The organism is Mesorhizobium sp. USDA 3734, assembly GCF_056279665.1.
This window is the reverse complement of record NZ_JBWCCW010000001.1, coordinates 6,403,588-6,423,189: the sequence shown is the minus strand read 5'-3', so window position 1 is coordinate 6,423,189 and position 19,602 is coordinate 6,403,588. Positions and strand designations below refer to the sequence as shown.

19 protein-coding genes are annotated in these 19,602 nt (G+C 64.1%); 6 read left to right on the top strand and 13 right to left on the bottom strand.

All coding sequences use genetic code 11. The features are described from left to right. Nucleotides 1-42 precede the first annotated feature (42 nt). The 5 genes from ACZ89F_RS30665 (at nucleotide 43) to ACZ89F_RS30645 (ending at nucleotide 5,565) form a co-directional block, all read left to right on the top strand. Nucleotides 43-1,110: a substrate-binding domain-containing protein gene (locus ACZ89F_RS30665; protein WP_476095924.1), complete on the top strand. Its 1,068-nt coding sequence runs from the start codon at nucleotides 43-45 to the stop codon at nucleotides 1,108-1,110. 68 nt (nucleotides 1,111-1,178) lie between these two features. After that, nucleotides 1,179-2,681 (top strand): sugar ABC transporter ATP-binding protein, encoded by a 1,503-nt coding sequence (locus ACZ89F_RS30660; protein WP_476095923.1) that lies wholly within the window; start codon nucleotides 1,179-1,181, stop codon nucleotides 2,679-2,681. A gap of 57 nt (nucleotides 2,682-2,738) precedes the next feature. Continuing rightward, nucleotides 2,739-3,716: an ABC transporter permease gene (locus ACZ89F_RS30655; RefSeq protein ID WP_476095922.1), complete on the top strand. Its 978-nt coding sequence runs from the start codon at nucleotides 2,739-2,741 to the stop codon at nucleotides 3,714-3,716. Continuing rightward, entirely contained in the window at nucleotides 3,713-4,681 is a 969-nt protein-coding gene (locus ACZ89F_RS30650) for an ABC transporter permease (protein ID WP_476095921.1), read from the top strand. The genes ACZ89F_RS30655 and ACZ89F_RS30650 overlap by 4 nt, the downstream gene beginning before the upstream one ends. Before the next feature lie 2 nt (nucleotides 4,682-4,683). Next, nucleotides 4,684-5,565 carry an SMP-30/gluconolactonase/LRE family protein gene (locus ACZ89F_RS30645; protein WP_476095920.1) on the top strand — a complete coding sequence of 294 codons (882 nt, stop codon included), beginning with the start codon at nucleotides 4,684-4,686 and terminating at the stop codon, nucleotides 5,563-5,565. Here ACZ89F_RS30645 and ACZ89F_RS30640 read toward each other — a convergent pair whose 3' ends face one another. The 12 genes from ACZ89F_RS30640 to ACZ89F_RS30585 form a co-directional block, all read right to left on the bottom strand. Then, on the bottom strand, nucleotides 5,566-6,258 hold the full coding sequence (locus ACZ89F_RS30640; RefSeq protein WP_476095919.1) for an amino acid ABC transporter permease: 693 nt from the start codon (nucleotides 6,256-6,258) through the stop codon (nucleotides 5,566-5,568). Between the two features lie 3 nt (nucleotides 6,259-6,261). Next, nucleotides 6,262-6,927 (bottom strand): amino acid ABC transporter permease, encoded by a 666-nt coding sequence (locus tag ACZ89F_RS30635; RefSeq protein ID WP_476095918.1) that lies wholly within the window; start codon nucleotides 6,925-6,927, stop codon nucleotides 6,262-6,264. 63 nt (nucleotides 6,928-6,990) lie between these two features. Beyond that, complete coding sequence (locus tag ACZ89F_RS30630; RefSeq protein ID WP_476095917.1) at nucleotides 6,991-7,815, bottom strand: transporter substrate-binding domain-containing protein; 825 nt, start codon at nucleotides 7,813-7,815, stop codon at nucleotides 6,991-6,993. A gap of 330 nt (nucleotides 7,816-8,145) precedes the next feature. After that, nucleotides 8,146-8,775, bottom strand: coding sequence for a phosphonate metabolism protein/1,5-bisphosphokinase (PRPP-forming) PhnN (phnN, locus tag ACZ89F_RS30625; RefSeq protein ID WP_476095916.1), 630 nt, complete (start codon nucleotides 8,773-8,775; stop codon nucleotides 8,146-8,148). Beyond that, a complete protein-coding gene (locus ACZ89F_RS30620; protein ID WP_476095915.1) occupies nucleotides 8,772-9,911 on the bottom strand; it encodes an alpha-D-ribose 1-methylphosphonate 5-triphosphate diphosphatase in 1,140 nt (379 codons plus the stop codon). The genes phnN and ACZ89F_RS30620 overlap by 4 nt, the downstream gene beginning before the upstream one ends. A gap of 47 nt (nucleotides 9,912-9,958) precedes the next feature. After that, complete coding sequence (locus ACZ89F_RS30615; RefSeq protein ID WP_476095914.1) at nucleotides 9,959-10,666, bottom strand: DUF1045 domain-containing protein; 708 nt, start codon at nucleotides 10,664-10,666, stop codon at nucleotides 9,959-9,961. A gap of 152 nt (nucleotides 10,667-10,818) precedes the next feature. Continuing rightward, a complete protein-coding gene (iolB, locus tag ACZ89F_RS30610) occupies nucleotides 10,819-11,631 on the bottom strand; it encodes a 5-deoxy-glucuronate isomerase (RefSeq protein WP_476095913.1) in 813 nt (270 codons plus the stop codon). 4 nt (nucleotides 11,632-11,635) lie between these two features. Further along, nucleotides 11,636-11,854 carry a hypothetical protein gene (locus tag ACZ89F_RS30605; protein WP_056589211.1) on the bottom strand — a complete coding sequence of 73 codons (219 nt, stop codon included), beginning with the start codon at nucleotides 11,852-11,854 and terminating at the stop codon, nucleotides 11,636-11,638. 61 nt (nucleotides 11,855-11,915) lie between these two features. After that, complete coding sequence (gene iolE / locus ACZ89F_RS30600) at nucleotides 11,916-12,833, bottom strand: myo-inosose-2 dehydratase (RefSeq protein WP_476095912.1); 918 nt, start codon at nucleotides 12,831-12,833, stop codon at nucleotides 11,916-11,918. 118 nt (nucleotides 12,834-12,951) lie between these two features. Then, on the bottom strand, nucleotides 12,952-14,802 hold the full coding sequence (iolD, locus tag ACZ89F_RS30595; protein ID WP_476095911.1) for a 3D-(3,5/4)-trihydroxycyclohexane-1,2-dione acylhydrolase (decyclizing): 1,851 nt from the start codon (nucleotides 14,800-14,802) through the stop codon (nucleotides 12,952-12,954). Between the two features lie 34 nt (nucleotides 14,803-14,836). Continuing rightward, on the bottom strand, nucleotides 14,837-16,771 hold the full coding sequence (locus ACZ89F_RS30590) for a bifunctional 5-dehydro-2-deoxygluconokinase/5-dehydro-2-deoxyphosphogluconate aldolase (RefSeq protein ID WP_476095910.1): 1,935 nt from the start codon (nucleotides 16,769-16,771) through the stop codon (nucleotides 14,837-14,839). Between the two features lie 173 nt (nucleotides 16,772-16,944). Next, nucleotides 16,945-17,673: an SDR family oxidoreductase gene (locus ACZ89F_RS30585; protein WP_476095909.1), complete on the bottom strand. Its 729-nt coding sequence runs from the start codon at nucleotides 17,671-17,673 to the stop codon at nucleotides 16,945-16,947. A gap of 139 nt (nucleotides 17,674-17,812) precedes the next feature. Here ACZ89F_RS30585 and ACZ89F_RS30580 point away from each other — a divergent pair, with 139 nt between their 5' ends. Then, nucleotides 17,813-18,703 (top strand): AraC family transcriptional regulator, encoded by an 891-nt coding sequence (locus ACZ89F_RS30580; protein WP_476095908.1) that lies wholly within the window; start codon nucleotides 17,813-17,815, stop codon nucleotides 18,701-18,703. On the opposite strand, the gene ACZ89F_RS30575 is transcribed toward ACZ89F_RS30580, so the two are convergent. After that, complete coding sequence (locus ACZ89F_RS30575; protein ID WP_476097435.1) at nucleotides 18,700-19,545, bottom strand: MurR/RpiR family transcriptional regulator; 846 nt, start codon at nucleotides 19,543-19,545, stop codon at nucleotides 18,700-18,702. The two genes, ACZ89F_RS30580 and ACZ89F_RS30575, sit on opposite strands and share 4 nt — an antisense overlap. Nucleotides 19,546-19,602 lie beyond the last annotated feature (57 nt).

The following is a 19,602-nucleotide window of genomic DNA, read 5'->3' as shown; positions in this document are numbered from 1 at the left end:
TCCGTCGCTGGCTGATGCAGGAAACACGAAGGAGGAGAGACCATGAAACTGAAGACAGTTTGCATAGGATTGGCAGCCCTTGCCATGTCTGCAATCGCCATCAGCACGGCGCCAAGCCGCGCCGAGGACAAGAAGCCCTACACCATCTACCTCTCGAACAATTTCGTCGGCAATGACTGGCGCCAGCAGATGGAGCGCGTCGCCACCGTTTCGGTCAACAAGGGACCGCTGAAGGGGCGCGTCGACCTCAAGATCGAGAATGTCGAGAACACCGTTCAGGCGCAGATCAACTCTCTGAACAACATCATCCGCCAGAAGCCGGACGCGATCCTGGTCGATGCCGGCTCGGATTCGGCCCTGAATCCGACCATCAAGAAGGCCTGCGACGCCGGCATCGTCGTCATCAGCTTCGACCAGGTGGTGACCGAGCCCTGCGCCTATGCCGTCGCTTCCGACTGGGACCGTATCCCCTCCGTCATGGCCGAGTGGATGGCCGTACAACTTGGTGGCAAGGGCAACATCATCCTCGACCGCGGCCTTGCCGGCGCGCCGATCTCGGCCCAATTGCAGCAGGGCTATGAGAAGGTGTTGGCCAAATATCCCGACATCAAGGTGGTCGGCTACTACAACGGCAACTACGCGCTCGGACCGGAGCAGTCCGGCGTGGCGGCACTGCTTGCCGCCAATCCGCAGATCGACGGCATCATGACGCAAGGCTACGGCTCGGGCGCCATCCAGGCGTTGAAGGATGCCGGCCGGCCGATCGTCCCGGTCGTCGGCTTCTCCTACAATGTCGCCGCCCTCACCTGCGCGCAGACGCAAGGCGCCAAGTGTATCCTCGGCTCAAATCCGGCCTATCTCTCTTCGGAAGCCATCAAGCTGGCGGTCGACATGCTCGACACCGGCAAGAAGCCGGCTGAGCGCTCCGTCTCGGTCAAGGGTGATTTCGTCACCACCGATCCGTTCGAGTCGAAGCTTTACCCGGGCACCAAGATGATCAAGATCGCGGTCGGCGAGAATGCTTTCCCCGACCAGGCGCCCGGCCTGACGCTGCCGATCACGCCCGACTGGGTGGAGATCACCGCTGCGGAAGCCGCCGGCAGCAAGTAACATCCCGTGACCACGACCCTGTCTCCCGGCATCGCAGGATGTCGGGAGAGCTTTTCGAAGGCGCATTCATGGACCTCGTCACCGTCAAAGGCCTGTCCAAACGCTATGGCGGCATCGTCGCGCTGAGCGAAGCGACATTCAGTGCCCGCGCCGGCGAGGTGCACGCCCTGCTCGGCGAAAACGGCGCCGGAAAGAGCACCTTCATCCAGATCCTGTCCGGCGCGGTGCGGCATGATGGCGGCTCGATCCTGGTCGACGGCCAGGATTATCGTCCCGCCAATCCGGATGCTGCGCAGGCGCGCGGCATCGCCGCCGTCTTCCAGGAACTGTCGCTGATCCCCGACCTCAGCGTCGAGCAGAACATCTGGTTTCGTCACGAACCAAGGACGCTTCTGCGCACCGTCAATCGCGCGGAGATGCGCCGCAAGACCCTGGCGCTGCTCGACAGGTACAAATTCCCGGCGCTGCGCCCCGAGCAGGAGTTGCGGCGGCTGACATTGGCCGAACGGCAGATCGTCGAGATCGCCAAGGGCCTGGCCAAGGATCCACGCATCCTGATCCTCGACGAGGCGACCTCGGCGCTGCCCGCGCGGGAGGCGGAGTGGCTGCTCAAGCTCACCCGGCAACTTGCCGCCGAGGGCAGGCTGGTCATCTTCATCTCGCACCGCATGGCCGAGGTGCGCGCCATCGCCGACCGGCTGACCATCTTCCGCAATGGCAGCACCATCGCCGTGCATGAGGCCAATGCGGTGTCCGACAATGAGATCGTCACCCAGATGATCGGCCGGCATCTCGACCGGCTCTATCCCGAACGGATTGCCACCGCGACCGATCGCGTCGCGCTGAGGGTCAAGGGTTTTTCCAGCGGCAGCCGGCTCTCCGGCGTCGATTTTGCGCTGCGCGAAGGCGAGGTGCTCGGCGTCGGCGGCCTGCAAGGTCACGGCCAGCGCGAACTGTTCCAGTCGCTGTTCGGCGCCAGCAAGGCGAGCGGCACCGTCGAACTGTGGGGCAAGCCGGTTTCGATCGCCAATCCGCGCCAGGCGCTGACCGGCAAGGACGGTATCGCGCTGGTGCCCGAGGACCGGCGCGGACAGGGCCTGCTTCTGACCAAAAGCGTGCGCGAGAACCTGACCCTGTCGGTCATCAAGCGCTTCACCGAGAACGGCTTGCTGAGCCGGCAAAAGGAAGCGGCTCTGGTCAAGGAGATGGTCGATTTCCTTCGCATCAAGGCTGGCACGCCGGAGCAGCTCGCCGGCACGCTGTCGGGCGGCAACCAGCAGAAGGTGATCTTCGGCAAGATGCTGCTGACGCAAGCGCGCGTGCTCTTGCTCTACGACCCGACGCGCGGCGTCGATGTCGGCACCAAGGGTGAGATCTTCCAGCTGATGCGGGATCTCGCGGCCAAGGGCTATGCAATCCTGTTCCATTCAAGCGACATGCCGGAACTCGTCCATGTCGCCGACCGCGTGCTGGTGATGCGCAACGGCGGTATCGCCGCCACTCTGGAGGGTGACCGTATCTCGGAAGCAAGCATTTTGCGCGCCGCCATGCTTGAAAGCGAGGCGGCCTGAGGCATGGTGATGTCAGTCGCAGAGAGACCTGTTGAGATGGCGCAAAGGCCAGTCGAAATGAAACCCGCCAGGCCCGGCATCGATTGGCGCGGCCGCGCGCTCGACCGCGCGCCATTCCTGGTCGCCTGCCTGATGCTGGCCCTGATCGTTGCCATCTATGGCAGCCTGCAGTCCGGTGTCTTCTCGCTGGACGAGATCAACCTCGACACGGCGGCGGCGATGACGCTGATGCTGGCGGCAACCGGCCAGACCATCGTGCTGGTGCGGGGCGGCATCGACCTGTCGATCGGCGGCATGATCAGCCTCGGCACGGTGATCGCGGCAACGCGCTTCACCGACGATCCGTCGACCGTCGCCTTGTGGACCCTTGTCATTCTGGCGTTTGGCTTCATGATCGGTGCGCTCAACGGCCTGCTGATCTCGCTGCTCAAGCTGCAGCCCTTCCTGGTCACGCTCGCCACCTGGTCGATCCTCAACGGCGTCGCCATGATCATACTGCCGACCGATGGCGGCAGCGTTCCCGGCTGGTGGGTCGGCTTCGGTTATGCCCAGCTGTTCGGCCTGACCAGCCCGGTCTGGATGCTGCTGGCCCTTCTGCTGTTCTGGTGGTGGTTCCGGGCGACGCGCGTCGGCGTCACCATCCAGGCGACGGGCTCCAACGAAAAGTCGGCCTTCCTGTCGGGCGTCTCGATCACCCGGGTCAATGTTATCACCTACGGTCTCTCAGGCCTGTTCGCGGCGGGTGCGGCACTCTATCTGACGACGCAGACCGGCGCCGGCTCCCCGACCATCGGCAAGGACTACATCCTGCCTTCGGTGGCGGCGGCGGTCATCGGCGGTGTCAGCCTGTTCGGCGGCCGCGGGCATCTGGCCGGCACCCTGATCGGCGCCTTCGTGCTGACCCTCATCGGCAATCTGGTCTTCGTCCTGCATGTGTCGAGCTACTGGCAGCCGGTTGCTTCTGGCGTCATCCTTCTGCTCTCGGTGCTGGCGAGTTCCGTCGCCGAAAAGGCCGCAAGGAACCGTGTCCAATGAGCGCCTTCCTCGCCCGCAACCGGCTCATCGTGCTCGCCTATGCCGGCATGGTCGTGCTGCTTCTCGTCACCGCACTGTTCTCGCCGGGCTTCCTGTCGGTCTCCAACATGCGCTCCACCGTGGTCCTGGCCGCCTTCGTCGGCATCGTCGCGCTCGGCCAGACCTTCGTCATTATCGGCGGCGGCATCGACCTGTCGGTACCCTGGGTGCTCAATTCGGCGGCCATCGTCATGGCGCTGCTGTGCGGCGGCCAGGATCTGCCGCTGGTCTGGGTCATGCCGTTGCTGCTGGCCGGCGGCGCCTTCATAGGCCTGATCAATGGCGTCGGGGTTGCCCAATTCGGCGTGCCGCCGATCATCATGACGCTGGCCACCAACGTCATCCTGCAAGGGCTGATCCTGGTGCTGACCGGTGGCTCGCCGACCCCGTCGGCGCCGGCCCTGATCCAGTTCCTGTCGGTCGGGCGCATTGGTGGTTTCCCGGTGATCGCGCTGATCTGGCTGGCTCTGACCCTGGTGGCGACGTTGCTGCTTTCCAAGGCGGCGTTCGGCCGCCATCTCTATGCGCTCGGCACCAGCGCCACGGTCGCCGAATTCTCCGGCGTGCCCACAGTGCGCACCACCATCCTCACCTATGTCATCTCGGGTCTCACCGCCGCCTTCGCCGGTATGTTGCTCACCGGCTATTCCGGCCAGGCCTATCTCGGCATGGGCGACGCCTATCTGTTCACCTCGATCGCCGCTGTCGCCATCGGCGGCGCCTCGATCCTTGGCGGCAGCGGTCACTATCTCGGCACCGTCGCCGGCGCCATGGTGCTGACAATCCTCACCGGACTGCTGCCGGCACTGAACCTGTCGAGCGGCGCACTGCTCATCGTCTACGGCGCGGTGATCCTGCTCACCGTGTCGATCGGCAGCGAAACCTTCGCCGGCCTCGGCGGCAGGCTGCGCAGAAGAGAGGGCTGACCATGGTCGAAATTTCTTGCGTCGTCGATGCCGGAGCCGAGCTTGGCGAAGGCACGCTTTGGGACCCCAAGGCCGGTGTGCTCTGGTGGATAGACATCTGGAAGAAGCTGATCCACCGCTACGATCCGTCGACCGGCAAGGACGATGTGTTCGAGACGCCGGAATATCTCGGCTGCCTCGGCCTGCGCGAGAAGGGCGGCCTGGTCCTGACGATGACTAACGGCTTCCATTTCTTCGATCCGGCGACCGGAACGTTCGAAGCGATCGTTGACCCGGAAGCGCATATGCCGAAGACCCGCTTCAACGACGGCAAGCCGGACCGCCAGGGGCGTTTCTGGTCGGGCACCATGTTCGAGATGATGGGCCAGCCGATCGAATTCATCGGCGCGCTCTACCGGCTCGATCCCGACCTTTCGGTTCACAGGATGATCGATGGCATCGGTTGCTCCAACGGCCTGGCCTGGAGCCCGGATTCGAAGACCATGTATTTCTCCGACAGCCATGCCGGCGCGGTCTGGGCCTATGATTTCGATCCGGCCACCGGCGACATCGAGAACCGCCGCACCTTCATCGACATGACGGTGACCGGCGGCCTAGCCGACGGCGCCACCGTCGATGCCGAGGGCTGCTATTGGGTGACCATTCCGGTGACCAGCAAGGTCAGCCGCTACGATCCCGACGGCCGCCTGATGCAGACCGTGCTGTTGCCGACCGATCTGCCGACCTGCTGCGAATTCGGCGGCAAGGATCTCGACATCCTCTATGTCACCTCGGCCGTGCTCCGGCGTCCGGCCAGCCATTTCGTCGGCCAGAAAAATCCGGGGGGATTGTTCGCGCTCGACGTCGGCGTCAAGGGCTTGACCCTGCCGGCGTTCAGGGGGTGACTAAACAGCCGACATGACCAGCGGTGTCTCGATCTTGCGGATCATTCCGGTGGCGAAACGACGCTCGAGATAGCCGGCATAGAGCGACAGCGGCCAGCACAAGGCAAAGTAGATCAGCGACACCGTGCCGAACACCATCACCGGCTGGAAGGTCACCGTGTTGACCTGCGTGGCGGCGCGGGCGAGCTCGGTCAGACCGATCAGCGAGGCGATCGACGTCGTCTTGACGATCTGCACCATGAAGCCGACTGTCGGCGGCAGCATCAGCCGCACCGCCTGCGGGATGATCACCAGGCGCAGCGTTCGCGTGAAACGGAAACCGAGCGCGGTTGCCGCTTCCCATTGCCCCTTCGGAATCGCCTCGATGGCGCCGCGAAAAATCTCGCCGAAGAAGGCGCCGCCGTTGAGCGAAAAGGTGACGGCCGCCGCCACCCACGGGTCCGGCCGGTGGCCGAGGAAAGACGAGCCGTAATAGGCCATGAACAGCTGGATCAGGATCGGCGTGCCCATGAAGAACTGGATGTAGCCGGCGGCCAGCCAGCGCAGCGGCCGCGCCGGCGCCACCCGGATCGCCGCCACCACCAGGCCGATCAGGCCGCCGCCGGCAAAGGCGATCAGCGCCAGCAGGATCGTCCAGCGTGTCGCCAAAAGCAGGAACATCAATTCGTTGGGGCCGAAATCGCGCAGGCTCATGGTCTAGACCTTCCATCGGAACATGAGCTTGCCGATGCCGGCAAAGAGCAGGCTGGCGGCCTGCACCAGCGCGAAATAGATGATGGCGATGATGATGTAGACCTCGAAGCTGCGGAAGGTCTGCATGACGAGGTTGTTGGCGACCGCCGTCAGTTCCTCGGCCGCAATGGCGCCTACGATCGAAGTCCCCATGATCTGCAGGATGAACTGCGCCGACAGCGACGGGTAGACCGCGCGCGCCGCCGGCACCAGGACGACATGGCGGATGATGCGGTAGCGGCCGAGGCCGAGCGACTTGGCCGCCTCGATCTGCCCTTCGGGAATGGATTCGATACCGGCGCGCAGGATCTCGGTGGCGTAAGCGCCCAGATGCATCGAGAGTGCTACGACGGCCGCCGTGTTGCTCGACAGCTTGAAGCCGAACAGCGGCAGCGAGAAGAACACGAAATAGAGCTGGATCAGCAGCGGCGTGTTGCGGATCAGCTCGACATAACAGGCGATCGGCCACGACAGGAAGCGCGGGCCGAAGCTGCGGCCGACGGCTCCGAGGATGCCGATGGCGGTGCCGAACAGGATCGACAGCGCAGCCAGCTGGATGCTCTTCGCCAGGCCGCGCAGCAGCAGGTCGAGATGGATGAGGATCGGGCCGAATTGCAGGGCGGTTTGCACTGATATCCCGTCACGAGGTCAGGCAAGCGGGGCCGGCAAGGCCCCGCCTTCATTGAGGAATGATCAGAACACCGGCAGCGTCGGCAGCGGCTGGTTGCGGTACTTCATCGACAGTGCATCCAGCGTTCCGTCGGTCTTCATGGTGAACAGCCAAGTGTTGACCCACTGGCGCAGATTGTCGTTGCCCTTGGCGACGCCGATGCCGAAGTAGAAGGTCTTGAGCACGTATTTCTGTTCGAAGGCATCGCCGTTCTGCGCCTTCTTCAGATAGATCTCGCCGTAGTCGCCGCCGCCCATGGCGTCGATCTGGCCCGAGACCATGGCTTGCAGCAGCGAGGAATAGTCATCGAAGCGCAGGATCTCGATGCCCGGATTGGCTTCAGCCGCCTTGGTCAGCAGGCCGTCCTCGCCGGTGCCGCGCGTCAGGCCAACCTTCTTGCCGACGAGGTCGGCAACGCCCTTGATCGCGGTGCTCTTCGGCGCGATCACTACAGCCGACTGTCCGGCATAGGGGATCGAATAGTCGATCTGGATGGCGCGCGCCGGTGTGATCGAGAAGATCGAGATCACGGCATCGACCTGCTTGGTCAGCAGCGCCGGAATGCGGCCGGGCGAGGTGACGGTGACGAATTCGACCGGCACGCCCAGCGCTTCGCCCATCTTGTTGGCGACTTCGATATCGAAGCCGGTCGGCTTCAGGTTGGCGTCAAGAAAGCCGTAGGGCGGCGTCGTGGTGTCGATCGCGACGACCAGCTTGCCGCGCGAGATGATCTCGTCGACAGTCTGCGCCGAAGCGATTGACGGCTTGAGCGCCGACAGCGCCAGCACAATGCCGGCCAGCAAGGCACCGGCCCCTCTCAGGCCAACCCTTCTCAGGAAAGTCCGCATGTTTTCCTCCCATGCATTTTTGAGCGCCCGTGTGGCATCGCTCGTGCGGGGCGCAGACCGCTCGACGACGTAAAACAGGATCGGTATTTCGCGCGCTGGGTTCCCCTTGCAAAACCGGGGCGCAGCGCTCCTCCGCGACTTATAATGGTATGCTATTATAATATGTAAAGCCTGTCCATGAGCGCGCTACCAGTTCCGGCAGTCCTGATTGGTACCGGTACCATAATTTTCCATTTTATGGATGCCGTCAAGTCGCCATGGGGATTGGATAGGCGCTTGGCGCAAAGCCGTGGCCTGCGTGGCTGGGAATCGAGTTCGGAAACCGTCGGCCTAGATCAGGCCCGACATGTCGGAAAAAGCCATCGCCTTGCGCAGCACTTCGGCGAAGCGTTCACCGGCCGCCTCGCGCGGGCCGCTGTTGTCGATCGAGGTGACGCCAGGGCCGGATAGGGTAACACTGGCGCTGCGTGCCAGCCGCGCCAGTACTTCGCCTCGCGATTCACGTCCCCGCATTGCCAGCCGCTCGGCCAGCACCTCCGGCGAGGCGGTGATCTCGACGATGGCCAGATTGGCATAGCGTTCGCGCAAGGAGGGGATGATCGCGCGCGACACGTTGGCGACAGCAACACGGCCATTGGCGACAGACCAGTCGACATCGGCGGGGATGCCATAGCGCAAGCCGTGCGCTTCCCAGGAGATAGCGAAGGCGCCATCGGCTTCGGCCTCGACGAAGGCGGCGTCGGCCAGCGTGTCGTGATCCTCGCTGGCGGCATCGCTCGGCCGCGTGATGACGCGACGGACGAACTCTAGCCTTGTCTCGTCGGCAAAATGGTTGCGGGCGTAACCGATCACCGTGTCCTTGCCGGCGCCGCTTGGGCCGACCACGGCGACGAAGACGCCATCGCGGATCGGAAACGTCTCCGCGGACAGTTCACGCTCGATCAACGCCGACACCATCATGCGACCCGGCGTCCCTGCCGCCAGACGGTGCGCACGACCGGAACATGGTCGTCGACGCGAACGCGCACCAGATCGGCGCGACGGCCCTGCTCGATGACGCCGCGGTCGGTCAGGCCAATCGCCTCGGCCGGGTTTTTCGACACCATGGCGACCGCCTGCGGCAGGGAAATGCCTTCGACGACATCGCCGAGGAAGAACGCCGACTGGATCAGGCTGAAGGGAATGTAGTCCGACGACAGGATGTCGAGCAGCCCGTCGCTGGCCAGCGTGCGGGCCGAGACGTTGCCCGAATGCGAGGCGCCGCGCATGACGTTGGGCGCACCCATCAGCACGCCGAGCCCGGCCTCCTTCGAGGCCCTGGCGGCTTCTTCCGTGGTCGGGAACTCGGCGACGCGCACGCCCTGCTCGATCGCCTCGCCGACATGGCCTGTCGTGGCGTCGTCATGGCTGGCCAGCACGATGCCGCGCTCACGGCAGGCGGCGGCGATGTGGACACGGTTCGGTCCCGAATTTACGGCCGATTCCCCCATCCGCTTTTCGCAGAACAGCTTGAAGTCGCGGTCGGTCAGCTTCAGCTTGCGCTGGTAGTAATAGGCATAGGTTTCGAGATTGACGAACTGGCGCTGTCCGGGCGCGTGGTCCATCAGCGATGCCAGCTTGACCCGTTCGTCGCCGTCGAAATTGGCGAATGCCCTGAGGCAGTCCGGCGCCGAAACCTCGCAGCGCAGATGGATAAAATGGTCGGCGCGCAGACGATCCTGTTGGACACTGTCCTCGATCGCATCGGCCAGCTTGCGGATATCGGCTAATGTCAGGTCGGCGTCTTCGTCCATGCCGACGCGCAAGGCGTCGAGCACGGTGGTGATGCCGGCGGTTGCCACCTGCGCGTCATGGGCAAGCACGGCGGCGATCGGGTTCCAGCGCACCTTGGGCCGCGGCGCGTAGTGGCCCTCAAGGTGGTCCGTATGGAGTTCGACCAGTCCGGGAATGATGTAGTCGCCGCCCATATCCTCGCCTATCCGGCTGGTGCCGGCTTCGATGCCGGCGATAAAGCCGTCGCGCAGCACCAGCGAACCCTCGACGATCTCGTCGGCAAGCACGATGCGGGCGTTGTGGAGGACAGTTTCGGCGGTCATCTCAGGCAGTCCTTGGTTGTTCCGGCTGGGGTTGTTCCGGCAGGGTGTCAGGCAGTTTTTCTGGCCGGGCGGCGCCCGAGCGCGTGATGCGAGAGCACCATGAACGGTCCGCCCGGTTCGGTTTCGACAAACAACGTCAGCGCATCCACCAGCACCGGCTGCTGCAACACCTGTGCGAACAGATTGTCGATTGCTAGGCGAAGACGAGGGCTTTCCTGTGACGCAGCCCGGCCGGACAGCGTCATGTGGAAGCGAAAGGTTTCGAAGACATAGGGGTAGCCCCACTGGCAGAGATTGCGAAACTCGGCCGGCTTCAGCGAATCCGGGCTGCGCCGCTCGATTTCCGCCTCGGTCAATGGCGCGCGGAACCGGTCGAAGCCGAGCACCACATCATCGGCGAAGCGATTGAGCGCCGGCAGCGGTCCTTCCGGCACCAGTGCGAAGAAGCCGTCGATCTGGCTGACGACGAGGCGCGGGATGGTCACCACCGGCGTCGCATCGGCAAAATGGTCGAGTGCGGCGCGCAGCGAGGCTTCCGTCTCGTTGGCAGCCAGGCGGAAGGGTGCTTTCAGCGTCGCGTGGAAGCCGTAGCGGCGCGCCGAAGCGGTGTGGAAAGCGACTTCGGCCGCCGACAGGTCGGCCACCGCCTCGACCGGCTTTGTCGCGGCACCAAACGGGTCGCGGCCGAGCCAGTTGGCGGCGATCCGCGCCAGCGATTCGTCCTGCCGGGGGGTGAAATAGATGGCGTAGCGCATGGATAGTCCTCGTCAGCTCCGCTGCCATAGGTGATTTCCATGACGGATTGACGAAGCCTTGCAGGCATTCAGGTAACAAAACGGTGCGGCCGGGTCATTAGCCGACGATTTTTTCGTGCTGGACCAGTTGTCGCGAAGGCTGAACGGGTCGATCAGGCCTTCATCAGCCATTCGTGCTCGGGCGCATTGTGGAATTTCCACGTCCGCTTCGGTCCGGCCATGACGTTGAGATAGTAAAGGTCGTAGCCATGGCAGGCGGCGCAGGGGTGATAGCCCTTGGGCACCAGCACGACATCGCCATCCTCGATCGCCATCGCTTCATCGAGCGCGCGATGGCCATTCTTGTCGGCGTCGGTATAGACGCGCTGGAAGGCAAAGCCCTGCGGCGGGTTGAGCCGATGGTAGTAGGTTTCCTCGAGATAGGATTCATCAGGCAGATTGTCCTGGTCGTGCTTGTGCGGCGGATAGCTCGACGTGTGGCCGCCGGGCGTGATGACCTCGACCACCAGCAGCGAATCGGCCGGCTTGCCTTCGGGCAGAATGTTGGTGACGTAGCGCGTGTTGGTGCCCTTGCCGCGCACCTCCTGGCCGAGATCGTCCGGTCCGATGACGCGAACCGGCAGGCCGCCGCCAAGGCCCGGCGCCGAGCAGATCGCGAGTTCCAGCTCGGTATCCGCGCTCACCGACCAGTCCGATCCCTCAGGGACATAGACCGACCACGGCTTGCCCTCGAAGGGTGACATGCGCTCGCCGAGCAGGCCGAGATCCTTGCCGCCAGCTTTGGCATTGCCCTTGCCGGTGACGAACACCAGGCAGACTTCGCGATCCTCCGTTTTTCCGGAAGCCGTCTCACCGGGCTTCAGCCGATGCAGGTCGAAACCGACATAGGTCCAGCCCGCGATTTGCGGTGTCACATGGGCGACCCGGCCATGGCCCTTGTCGGCCTTCACCAGCAGCTTCGACATCGGGTTACTCCTTCGGTTCGGGCTCGACCGTTGCCTTGCCCTCTTCGGCCGGTTTGTAGAGATAAAAAAACTGCCAGACGGCGTAGCCGGCGAAGCCGAGCGCGATCATGCCCCAGAACGGCGTGCCGGTGGCGAATTCGATGATCGACCAGATGACGCAGACTGCGACGACGGCGACACGCCGCCACAAAGGCCGGAAGAAGGGGTGCTCGGAATCTTTCATCTGACCAACCTACAGCAACCCGGCTTCGCCGAGAACCGCCGCATCAGGCGTTGGGAAAGCTCTAGGCATTCGGAAAGCCTTGCGTCTCAACCGTGTATCCGGCGGCGGTCATGACGCGCATCAATTCCTTGTAGCCGACCTCTGCCATCCTGAGCGGCGGGTTCTTCTTTGGATCCTGCTCGGCCTCGACCACGAACCAGCCCTCATAGCCATGGTCGGCAAAGCGCTGCACGATGGCGCCGAAATCCAGCGAGCCGTCGCCCGGCACTGTGAACGCGCCCAGCGCCACGGCGTCGAGGAAGGACTGTTTCGTGCGGTCGAGCCTGTCGATCACGCCCATGCGCACGTCCTTCACATGCACATGGCTGATGCGGGTGTGATGGTTGTCGATGGCGCGCAGAACGTCGCCGCCGGCGAAGGCCAGATGGCCGGCATCGAGCAGCAACGGAATGCCGGCTCCGGAATAGCGCATGAAAGCATCGAGTTCCGGCTCGGTCTCGACCACCGCCGCCATGTGGTGGTGATAGGCAAGCGGCATGCCCTGTTCGGCGCACCATTCGCCAAACGCGGTGAGGCGCTTGGCATAGGCCTTCATCTCGTCATCCGACAGCTTCGGCTTGGTGGCCAGCGGTTTGGAGCGGTCGCCCTGGATCGAGCGGCCGACCTCGCCATAGACGATGCAAGGCGCGTTCACGGCCTTGAACAGGTCGATCATCGGCTGGATGCGATCCTTGTTGTCAGCCATCTCCCCATCGACCAGCGTGCCCGAAAACCAGCCACCGCACAGCCTCACGTCGGCTGCCTTCAGGATCGGCAGCATGACATCGGGATCATTGGGAAAACGCCGGCCCATCTCCATGCCGGTGAAACCGGCCGAGCGCGACTGGCGCAAGCATTCCTCCAGCGACACATCATCGCTGAGCTCCGCAAGATCGTCGTTCCACCACGCAATGGGGGACATGCCCAGTTTGGCTTTCAAGTCGTCACTCCGGTCCTAAAACAGTTCATTTCTTGCTCGTTGGCGCCGCCCCTCATCTGCCTGCCGGCATCTTCTCCCCGTATAGAGACGGGGAGAAGGAGGAGCTTCAGCGCCTATATCAATCGCCAATGGTCTGCATCTGCCGCTTTTCGTCATACGCCTTGCGCGCCGCGTTGACCTGCGGCCGTGCCGACACTTCCGGCACCGCCACATCCCACCAATGGCCTCCGGCATCGGTGGAAACCAGCGGGTCGGTGTCGATGACCAGCACCGTGGTGCGCGTATTCTTCTTGGCTTGTGCCAGCGCGTTCTCCAGCCCGGCAATCGACGGCACCTTTTCGGCAATCGCGCCCATGCTCGCCGCATGCGCGGCGAAGTCGATGTCAGGCAGGACCTCGTGGCGCGAGTCCTTCAGCAGATTGTTGAAGTTGGCGCCGCCGGTCGCCATCTGCAGCCGGTTGATACAGCCATAGCCGCGGTTGTCGAGCAGCACGATGGTCAGCTTCAGGCCGAGCATCACCGACGTGGCGATCTCGGAATTCAGCATCAGATAGGAGCCGTCGCCGATCATGACGACGACCTCCTCGTTTGGCTTGGCCATCTTGGTACCGAGCCCGCCGGCGATCTCGTAACCCATGGTCGAGAAGCCGTATTCGGCGTGATAGGAACCGGGCGCGCCTGCTTGCCATAATTTGTGCAGTTCGCCCGGCAGGCCGCCTGCGGCATGCAGCAGCGTCACACTGGAGCCCATGGCGCGCTGCACGGCGCCGATCACCTGTGCATCCGATGGATAGGCGGCATTTGTCGACGCCGTCACCTTGGCCGCCTCGGTCTGCCAGGCCTTCTTGCCGGTGGCTGCATTCTCGGTCCAGGTGGAAGGTGCCTTCCAGCCCTTCAGTGCCGCGCCGAGTTCAGCCAGGCCCTCGGCCGCGTCAGTGACCAGCGGCAGCGCCCGGTGCTTGCCGGCGTCGAAAGGCTGCACGTTGAGCCCGATGATGGTCTTGCCGGAATTCTTGAACAGCGCCCACGAGCCGGTGGTGAAGTCCTGCAGGCGTGTGCCGATGGCAAGCACGACATCGGCTTCCTCCGCCAGCCGGTTGGCGGCGGAAGTGCCGGTGACGCCGACCGCCGCCATGTTGAGCGGATGATCGTCCGGCAGCGAGGATTTGCCGCCTTGCGTCTCGCAGACAGGAATGCCGGCGCCCTCGGCGAATTTCGCCAGTTCGTCCGACGCCTGCGAATAGAGGACGCCGCCGCCGGCGATCACCAGCGGCTTCTTCGCCCCCTTCAACGCCGCCACCGCGGCGGCAAGCTCATGGCGGTCCGGGCGCGGCCGGCGCTGGTGCCAGACCCGCTCGGCAAAGAAGCTCTCGGGATAGTCATAGGCCTCGGCCTGGACGTCCTGGCAGAGCGACAGCGTCACCGGGCCGCAATCAGCCGGATCGGTCAGCACCTGCATGGCGCGGCTCAGCGCTGGAATGATCTGCTCCGGCCGGGTGATGCGGTCGAAATAGCGCGACACAGGACGGAAGCAGTCATTGACCGTCGCCGTGCCGTCGGAGAAATCCTCGGCCTGCTGCAGCACCGGATCGGGGATGCGGTTGGCGAAGACATCGCCGGGCAGAAACAGGACGGGCAACCTGTTTACATGCGCAAGCGCCGCCGCCGTCACCATGTTGAGCGCGCCGGGGCCGATCGAAGAGGTCGCGGCCATGAAGCGGCGGCGGAAATTGGCCTTGGCATAGGCGATCGCCGCATGCGCCATCGCCTGTTCATTGTGGGCGCGGAAGGTCGGCAATTCGTCGCGCACCTGGTAGAGCGCCTCGCCGATGCCCGCGACATTGCCGTGGCCGAAGATCGCCCAGACGCCGCCGAAGATCGGGACTTTTTTGCCATCGATCTCGGTCATCTGGCGGCTGAGGAAGCGGGTCAGCGCCTGCGCCATCGTCAGGCGGATTGTCTTGCTCATGATGTTTTCCTCCGCAGTCCTGCGTCGCGTCTTCTTATGCTGCTTTGCGGCCGCGCGCGGCAAGCCACGCTTCGGTCAGCTGTTCGAAGCGCGAAGCCATGTCGGCGATAGCCTCGTCATCCGACATCTTGCCGGCCAGCCATTGTTCTGCTGCATGGACGAAGATGGTGCGGCCGACGGCAAAGCCCTTGACGATGGGTGCCTTGGCGGTGGCGGCGAAAGCCGCTTCCAACTCGTCCTGCGGCGCCTCCAGGCCAAGCAGCACGACACCCCGGCACCATGGATCGTGCTTCAGGATGACGGCTTCGATCTTCGCCCAGGCGCCGCTCGACGCCTGTGGCTCGAGCTTCCACCAGTCCGGCTTGATGCCGAGCGCATAGAGCTCCTCCAGCGCGCGCGGGATGGTCGTGTCGTCGAGCTTGCCATGCTTGCCGGCGATAATCTCGACCAGCAATTCGCGGCCGACCTTGCGCGCGGCCTCGAACAGCGAGCGTAGCTTCTGCTGCTGCTCTTCCTTCAGTGCCGCCGGATCGTCGGGATGGTAGAAGCACAGGCACTTGATGCAGTGATCGACCGGCCATTCGGTGAGCTGCGAGCCGATGTCCTGCGAGAATTCGAAGCGCAGCGGCCGCGAGCCCGGCAGCTCCACCGGCCGGCCAAGCCAGGCGAAGGGATGACGGGCGAACTCGAACATCGCCTTGCGGCCATGTTTCTCGTCGATCAGCATGCCGTAACCGTCGCGGCCGTTGGCGACCTTCGCGGCGGCCTTGACCGCCAGCACCTTGAAATCACGGATGCGGGCCGGATCGGCGCCGGCCTTCGCAGCCACATCCTCGAGCTGCACGCGGTGGTCGCAGGCGAGCGCCATCAGCGAGGGAATGTCACGCCGGCGCGTCGTTGCCCAATGGATGTGATTGATCGCTTCGTCCTTGCGCAAAGCGAGGTGCTTGCTGCCGTGCTTGAGGAAGAACTGCAGCTCCTCGAAGGTCGGATATTCCGGCGCGCAGAGCAGCCGCGACACGGCGAAGGCGCCGCAGGCATTGGCCCAGGTCGCGGCAGTCGCATGGTCTTCTCCGCCCAGCCAGCCGCGCAGGAAGCCGGACATGAAGGCGTCGCCGGCGCCAAGCACATTGTAGATCTCGATCGGAAAGCCCTTGCCGACGACGCCGTCTTCCAGATCGTCGCTGATCGGTCCGTCATAGACGATGCAACCCATGGCGCCGCGCTTGAGCACAATGGTGGCGGACGACAGCGAGCGGATCGTCTTCAAGGCGCTCAGGCAATCATCGGCACCCGAGGCGATCATGATCTCTTCCTCGGTGCCGACGATGAGGTCGCAGTCGGGCAGCACCGTCTTCAGCTGGGCCGAGACCCGGTCCGATTTCACATAGCGCTCGAACCCTTCGGCATGGCCGGCGAGACCCCACAGATTGGGCCGGTAGTCGATGTCGAACACCACCTTGCCGCTCTTGGCCTTCATGATGCGGATCGCCTTGCGCTGCGCGGCGTCGCTGTTGGGGCGGGAAAAATGCGTGCCGGTGACGACGATCGAGCGGGCCGAGGCGACGAAGGCCTCATCGATGTCCTCAGGCGCCAGCGCCATGTCGGCGCAGTCCGAGCGGTAGAAGATCATCGGCGAAACGCCTTCATCCTCGACCGACAGCAGCACCAAAGCGGTCAGCCGCTCCTTGTCGGTCTTCAGCCCGTCGACGTTGACGCCTTCACGCGTCAGCTGCTCGCGGATGAAGCGGCCCATCTGCTCGTCGCCCACGCGGGTCAGCAGTGCGGAACGCAGGCCGAGCCTCGCGGTGCCGACCGAAATATTGGCCGGGCAACCGCCGACCGACTTGGCGAAGGAGGTGATATCCTCCAGCCGCGAGCCGATCTGCTGGCCATAAAGGTCGACGGAAGCGCGACCGATGGTGATGACGTCGAGCGGCGCCTGTTTCGCGTCCACGGCTTCGCTCATTGGAACCTCCCGTCGGCCTTGTTGTCTTGGGGTACACGCGCGAGCGGCAGCGTGGCGCCGGGAATATGAAATAATAATTCCAATCCATAGTCAATATGGAATGAGCATTCCTTCTGCGAAAAGTACCACCAGGTGTCGCGTGCGGGAAGAGACTTTGGCGGGCCTGGCTCCGTTCACCACGGAAGCGGGCCATCGTCGTTGAAGTACCCGGCGTTCGGACCGTCGGCATCCAGGGTTGCCAGGTGGATGACGATCTCGGCCGCCTGCTGCACGGTGCGGTGGCCCCTAAATCCATTCAGGTCGGTGGCGGTATAGCCGGGCGCCGCTGCATTGATCTTGATGCCTTTCGGTGCAAGCTCGCGGGCGAACGCGACGGTGATGGCATTCAGGGCCGTCTTGGAGCTGCCATAGCCCATCAAATTGACCGACTGGTTCGGCGTACCGGAATCGAGCGCGCGCCCGATGGATCCCGTGGAACTGCTCACCATGACGATGCGGGCGGTCGGCGCTGCAAGCAGCAGCGGCAGGAAGGCCTGGGTCACGCGGATCGGTCCGAAGACATTGACGTCATAGGTGGCTCTGACATCGGCAAGACGCTGCTGGCTCGGCGGCAGTTCGTAGTTGATGGCGATGCCGGCATTGTTCACCAGCACGTCGAGACAAGGGCTTTCCGCCCCGACAGTCCTGGCTGCAGCCGCCACGCTTTCGTCCTGCGTGACATCCAGCTCAAGCCATTGAACGTCCAGACCTTCGCTGCGCAATTCCTGTGCTGCCGCCATGCCACGCTCGGCATTCCTGGCGCCGAGCCACACCTTGAAGCCCATCGTCGCCAGCCGCCGGGCGATTTCGTGGCCGATGCCCTTGTTGGCGCCCGTCACCACGGCGGTTTTCGATCTCGTCATCTGGGTTCTCCATCTCTCCATGTCGAAGACCTCAGAGATGGCGCCTCGCGCGAAAAGCCGCGCGCCGGAAACTCTCCGGCTCTTGCCTAATCCTCTCATATGGGTTGTGCGGCTTGCATGGATGCGCGATGCTGAGGTCATGAGCGAGGCACTGCAGGAGTTGATCGATATTGCCGGCCGTCATGCGCGCGGGCGACGAACGACAACGGCGATCCCCCGCGTTTCGATCGGCCGCAGCGAAGTCGCCACGGCCCCAATGGCGGGGGTATGGGGGTCGGGGGTCCTGTTTGTGCTGCAGGGCGCGAAAACGGTTCTGATCGGGGACCGGACCCTTCGATACGATCCCGCCAGCTATTTCATCTACACTGTCGACACACCCACCATCAGCCAGTTGGTCGCGGCGAGCGCCAGACATCCATACCTGGCGATCGGCTTCACCCTCGACCTGCAGGCCGTCGCCGCGCTCCTCGTAGAGCACGAGCCGGCGCTCGGCGGCGACAGTTTCTCCACCTCACCCGTCAATGAGGACCTGCTCGATGCCTTGCGTCGAATGATGCGGCTGCTCGACCGGCCAGCGGAGATTCCCGTGCTGGCGGCCATGCTCGAACGCGAGATGTTGTTTCGGCTGCTGCAAGGCCCCCAGGGCGGAAAGCTTCGCCAGCTTGCGCGCGCCGACGGCCATCTGTCCCGGATTGGCCAGGCGATTGCCTGGATCCGCACACATTGCCATCAGCAGGTCCGGGTCAGCGATCTGGCTGAAATCGCCCATATGAGCAACGCTGCCTTCTACCGCCACTTCAAGGCCGCGACGGCCATGAGTCCGATCCAGTATCAGAAACAGATCCGGCTGTTGGAGGCCCGCCATTTGCTGCTTGCCCAGCCAGGCAATGTTGCAAGCGTCGCTTTCGCCGTCGGCTATGAGAGCGCTTCCCAGTTCAGCCGCGAGTATGCCCGCCAGTTCGGGTCGCCGCCCGCGCGCGACGCAGCGCGGCTTTCGGCAGGAGCCGAAGCGGCGACAGAAATTATCTAGACCTTGCGCTTGCGGCCCGTATCGCGTCGCTTCTCGCCGACGCCGACGGTCAGCGCCATGGCCAGCGCCATCGTCGCCGACAGCGAACGGAAGCCGGCGAAATCCGCCTCGGCAACCTCGAACCAGACCTTGGCGAACTGGGCGAGCGGCGAAAACGAGCTGTCGGTGATGGCGACGATCGGTACGCCCCGTTCCGAAATGCTGCGTGCCTCCTCGATGGTGGCCGGTGCGTAGGGCGAGAAGGAAATGGCGATGACGGCATCCGCCGGCGTGGCGAAGCCGATCATCTCGGCATTCAGGCCGGCCGCCGATTCGATCAGCTGGTTGCGGATCTTCAGCTTGCCCAGCGCATAGGCGATGTAAGACGCCACCGGATAGGAGCGGCGCTTGGCCAGCACGTAGATGGTCTCTGCCTTCGCCAGCAGGGAAATGGCGTCTTCCAGATGCGCTTCGTCCAGCGTGCGCGAGATATCGTTGAGCGAGGTGCTGGCGGCAGCGACGAAACCGTCGAAGATCGCGCGGTGGCCGGCACCGCCCTCGGCCTTCGCGCGCAGCGCCTGCAGCCTCTCGTCATAGGATGAGTTGCGCTCGCGCAGCCGCTCGCGAAACACTTGCTGCAGGCTGGTGAAACCATCGAAGCCAAGCTGCTGGGCAAAGCGGATCAGGGTCGAAGGCTGCACGCCGGCCGAAGCGGCGATGCTGGCGGCGGTGCCGAAGGCGATATCGTCGGGATTGTCGAGCGCATAGGCGGCGATCTGGGCGATGCGCTTCGGCAGGCTTTCGCGCCGATCCAGGATCGTGGCGCGCAATGTCTCGAAGTCGCGAGGTACCCGTTCGTCCATCGTCGCTCTGTCCAAGCTCATGCGTGAAGCGCCCTCTGTGCATCATCATAGCGAGCT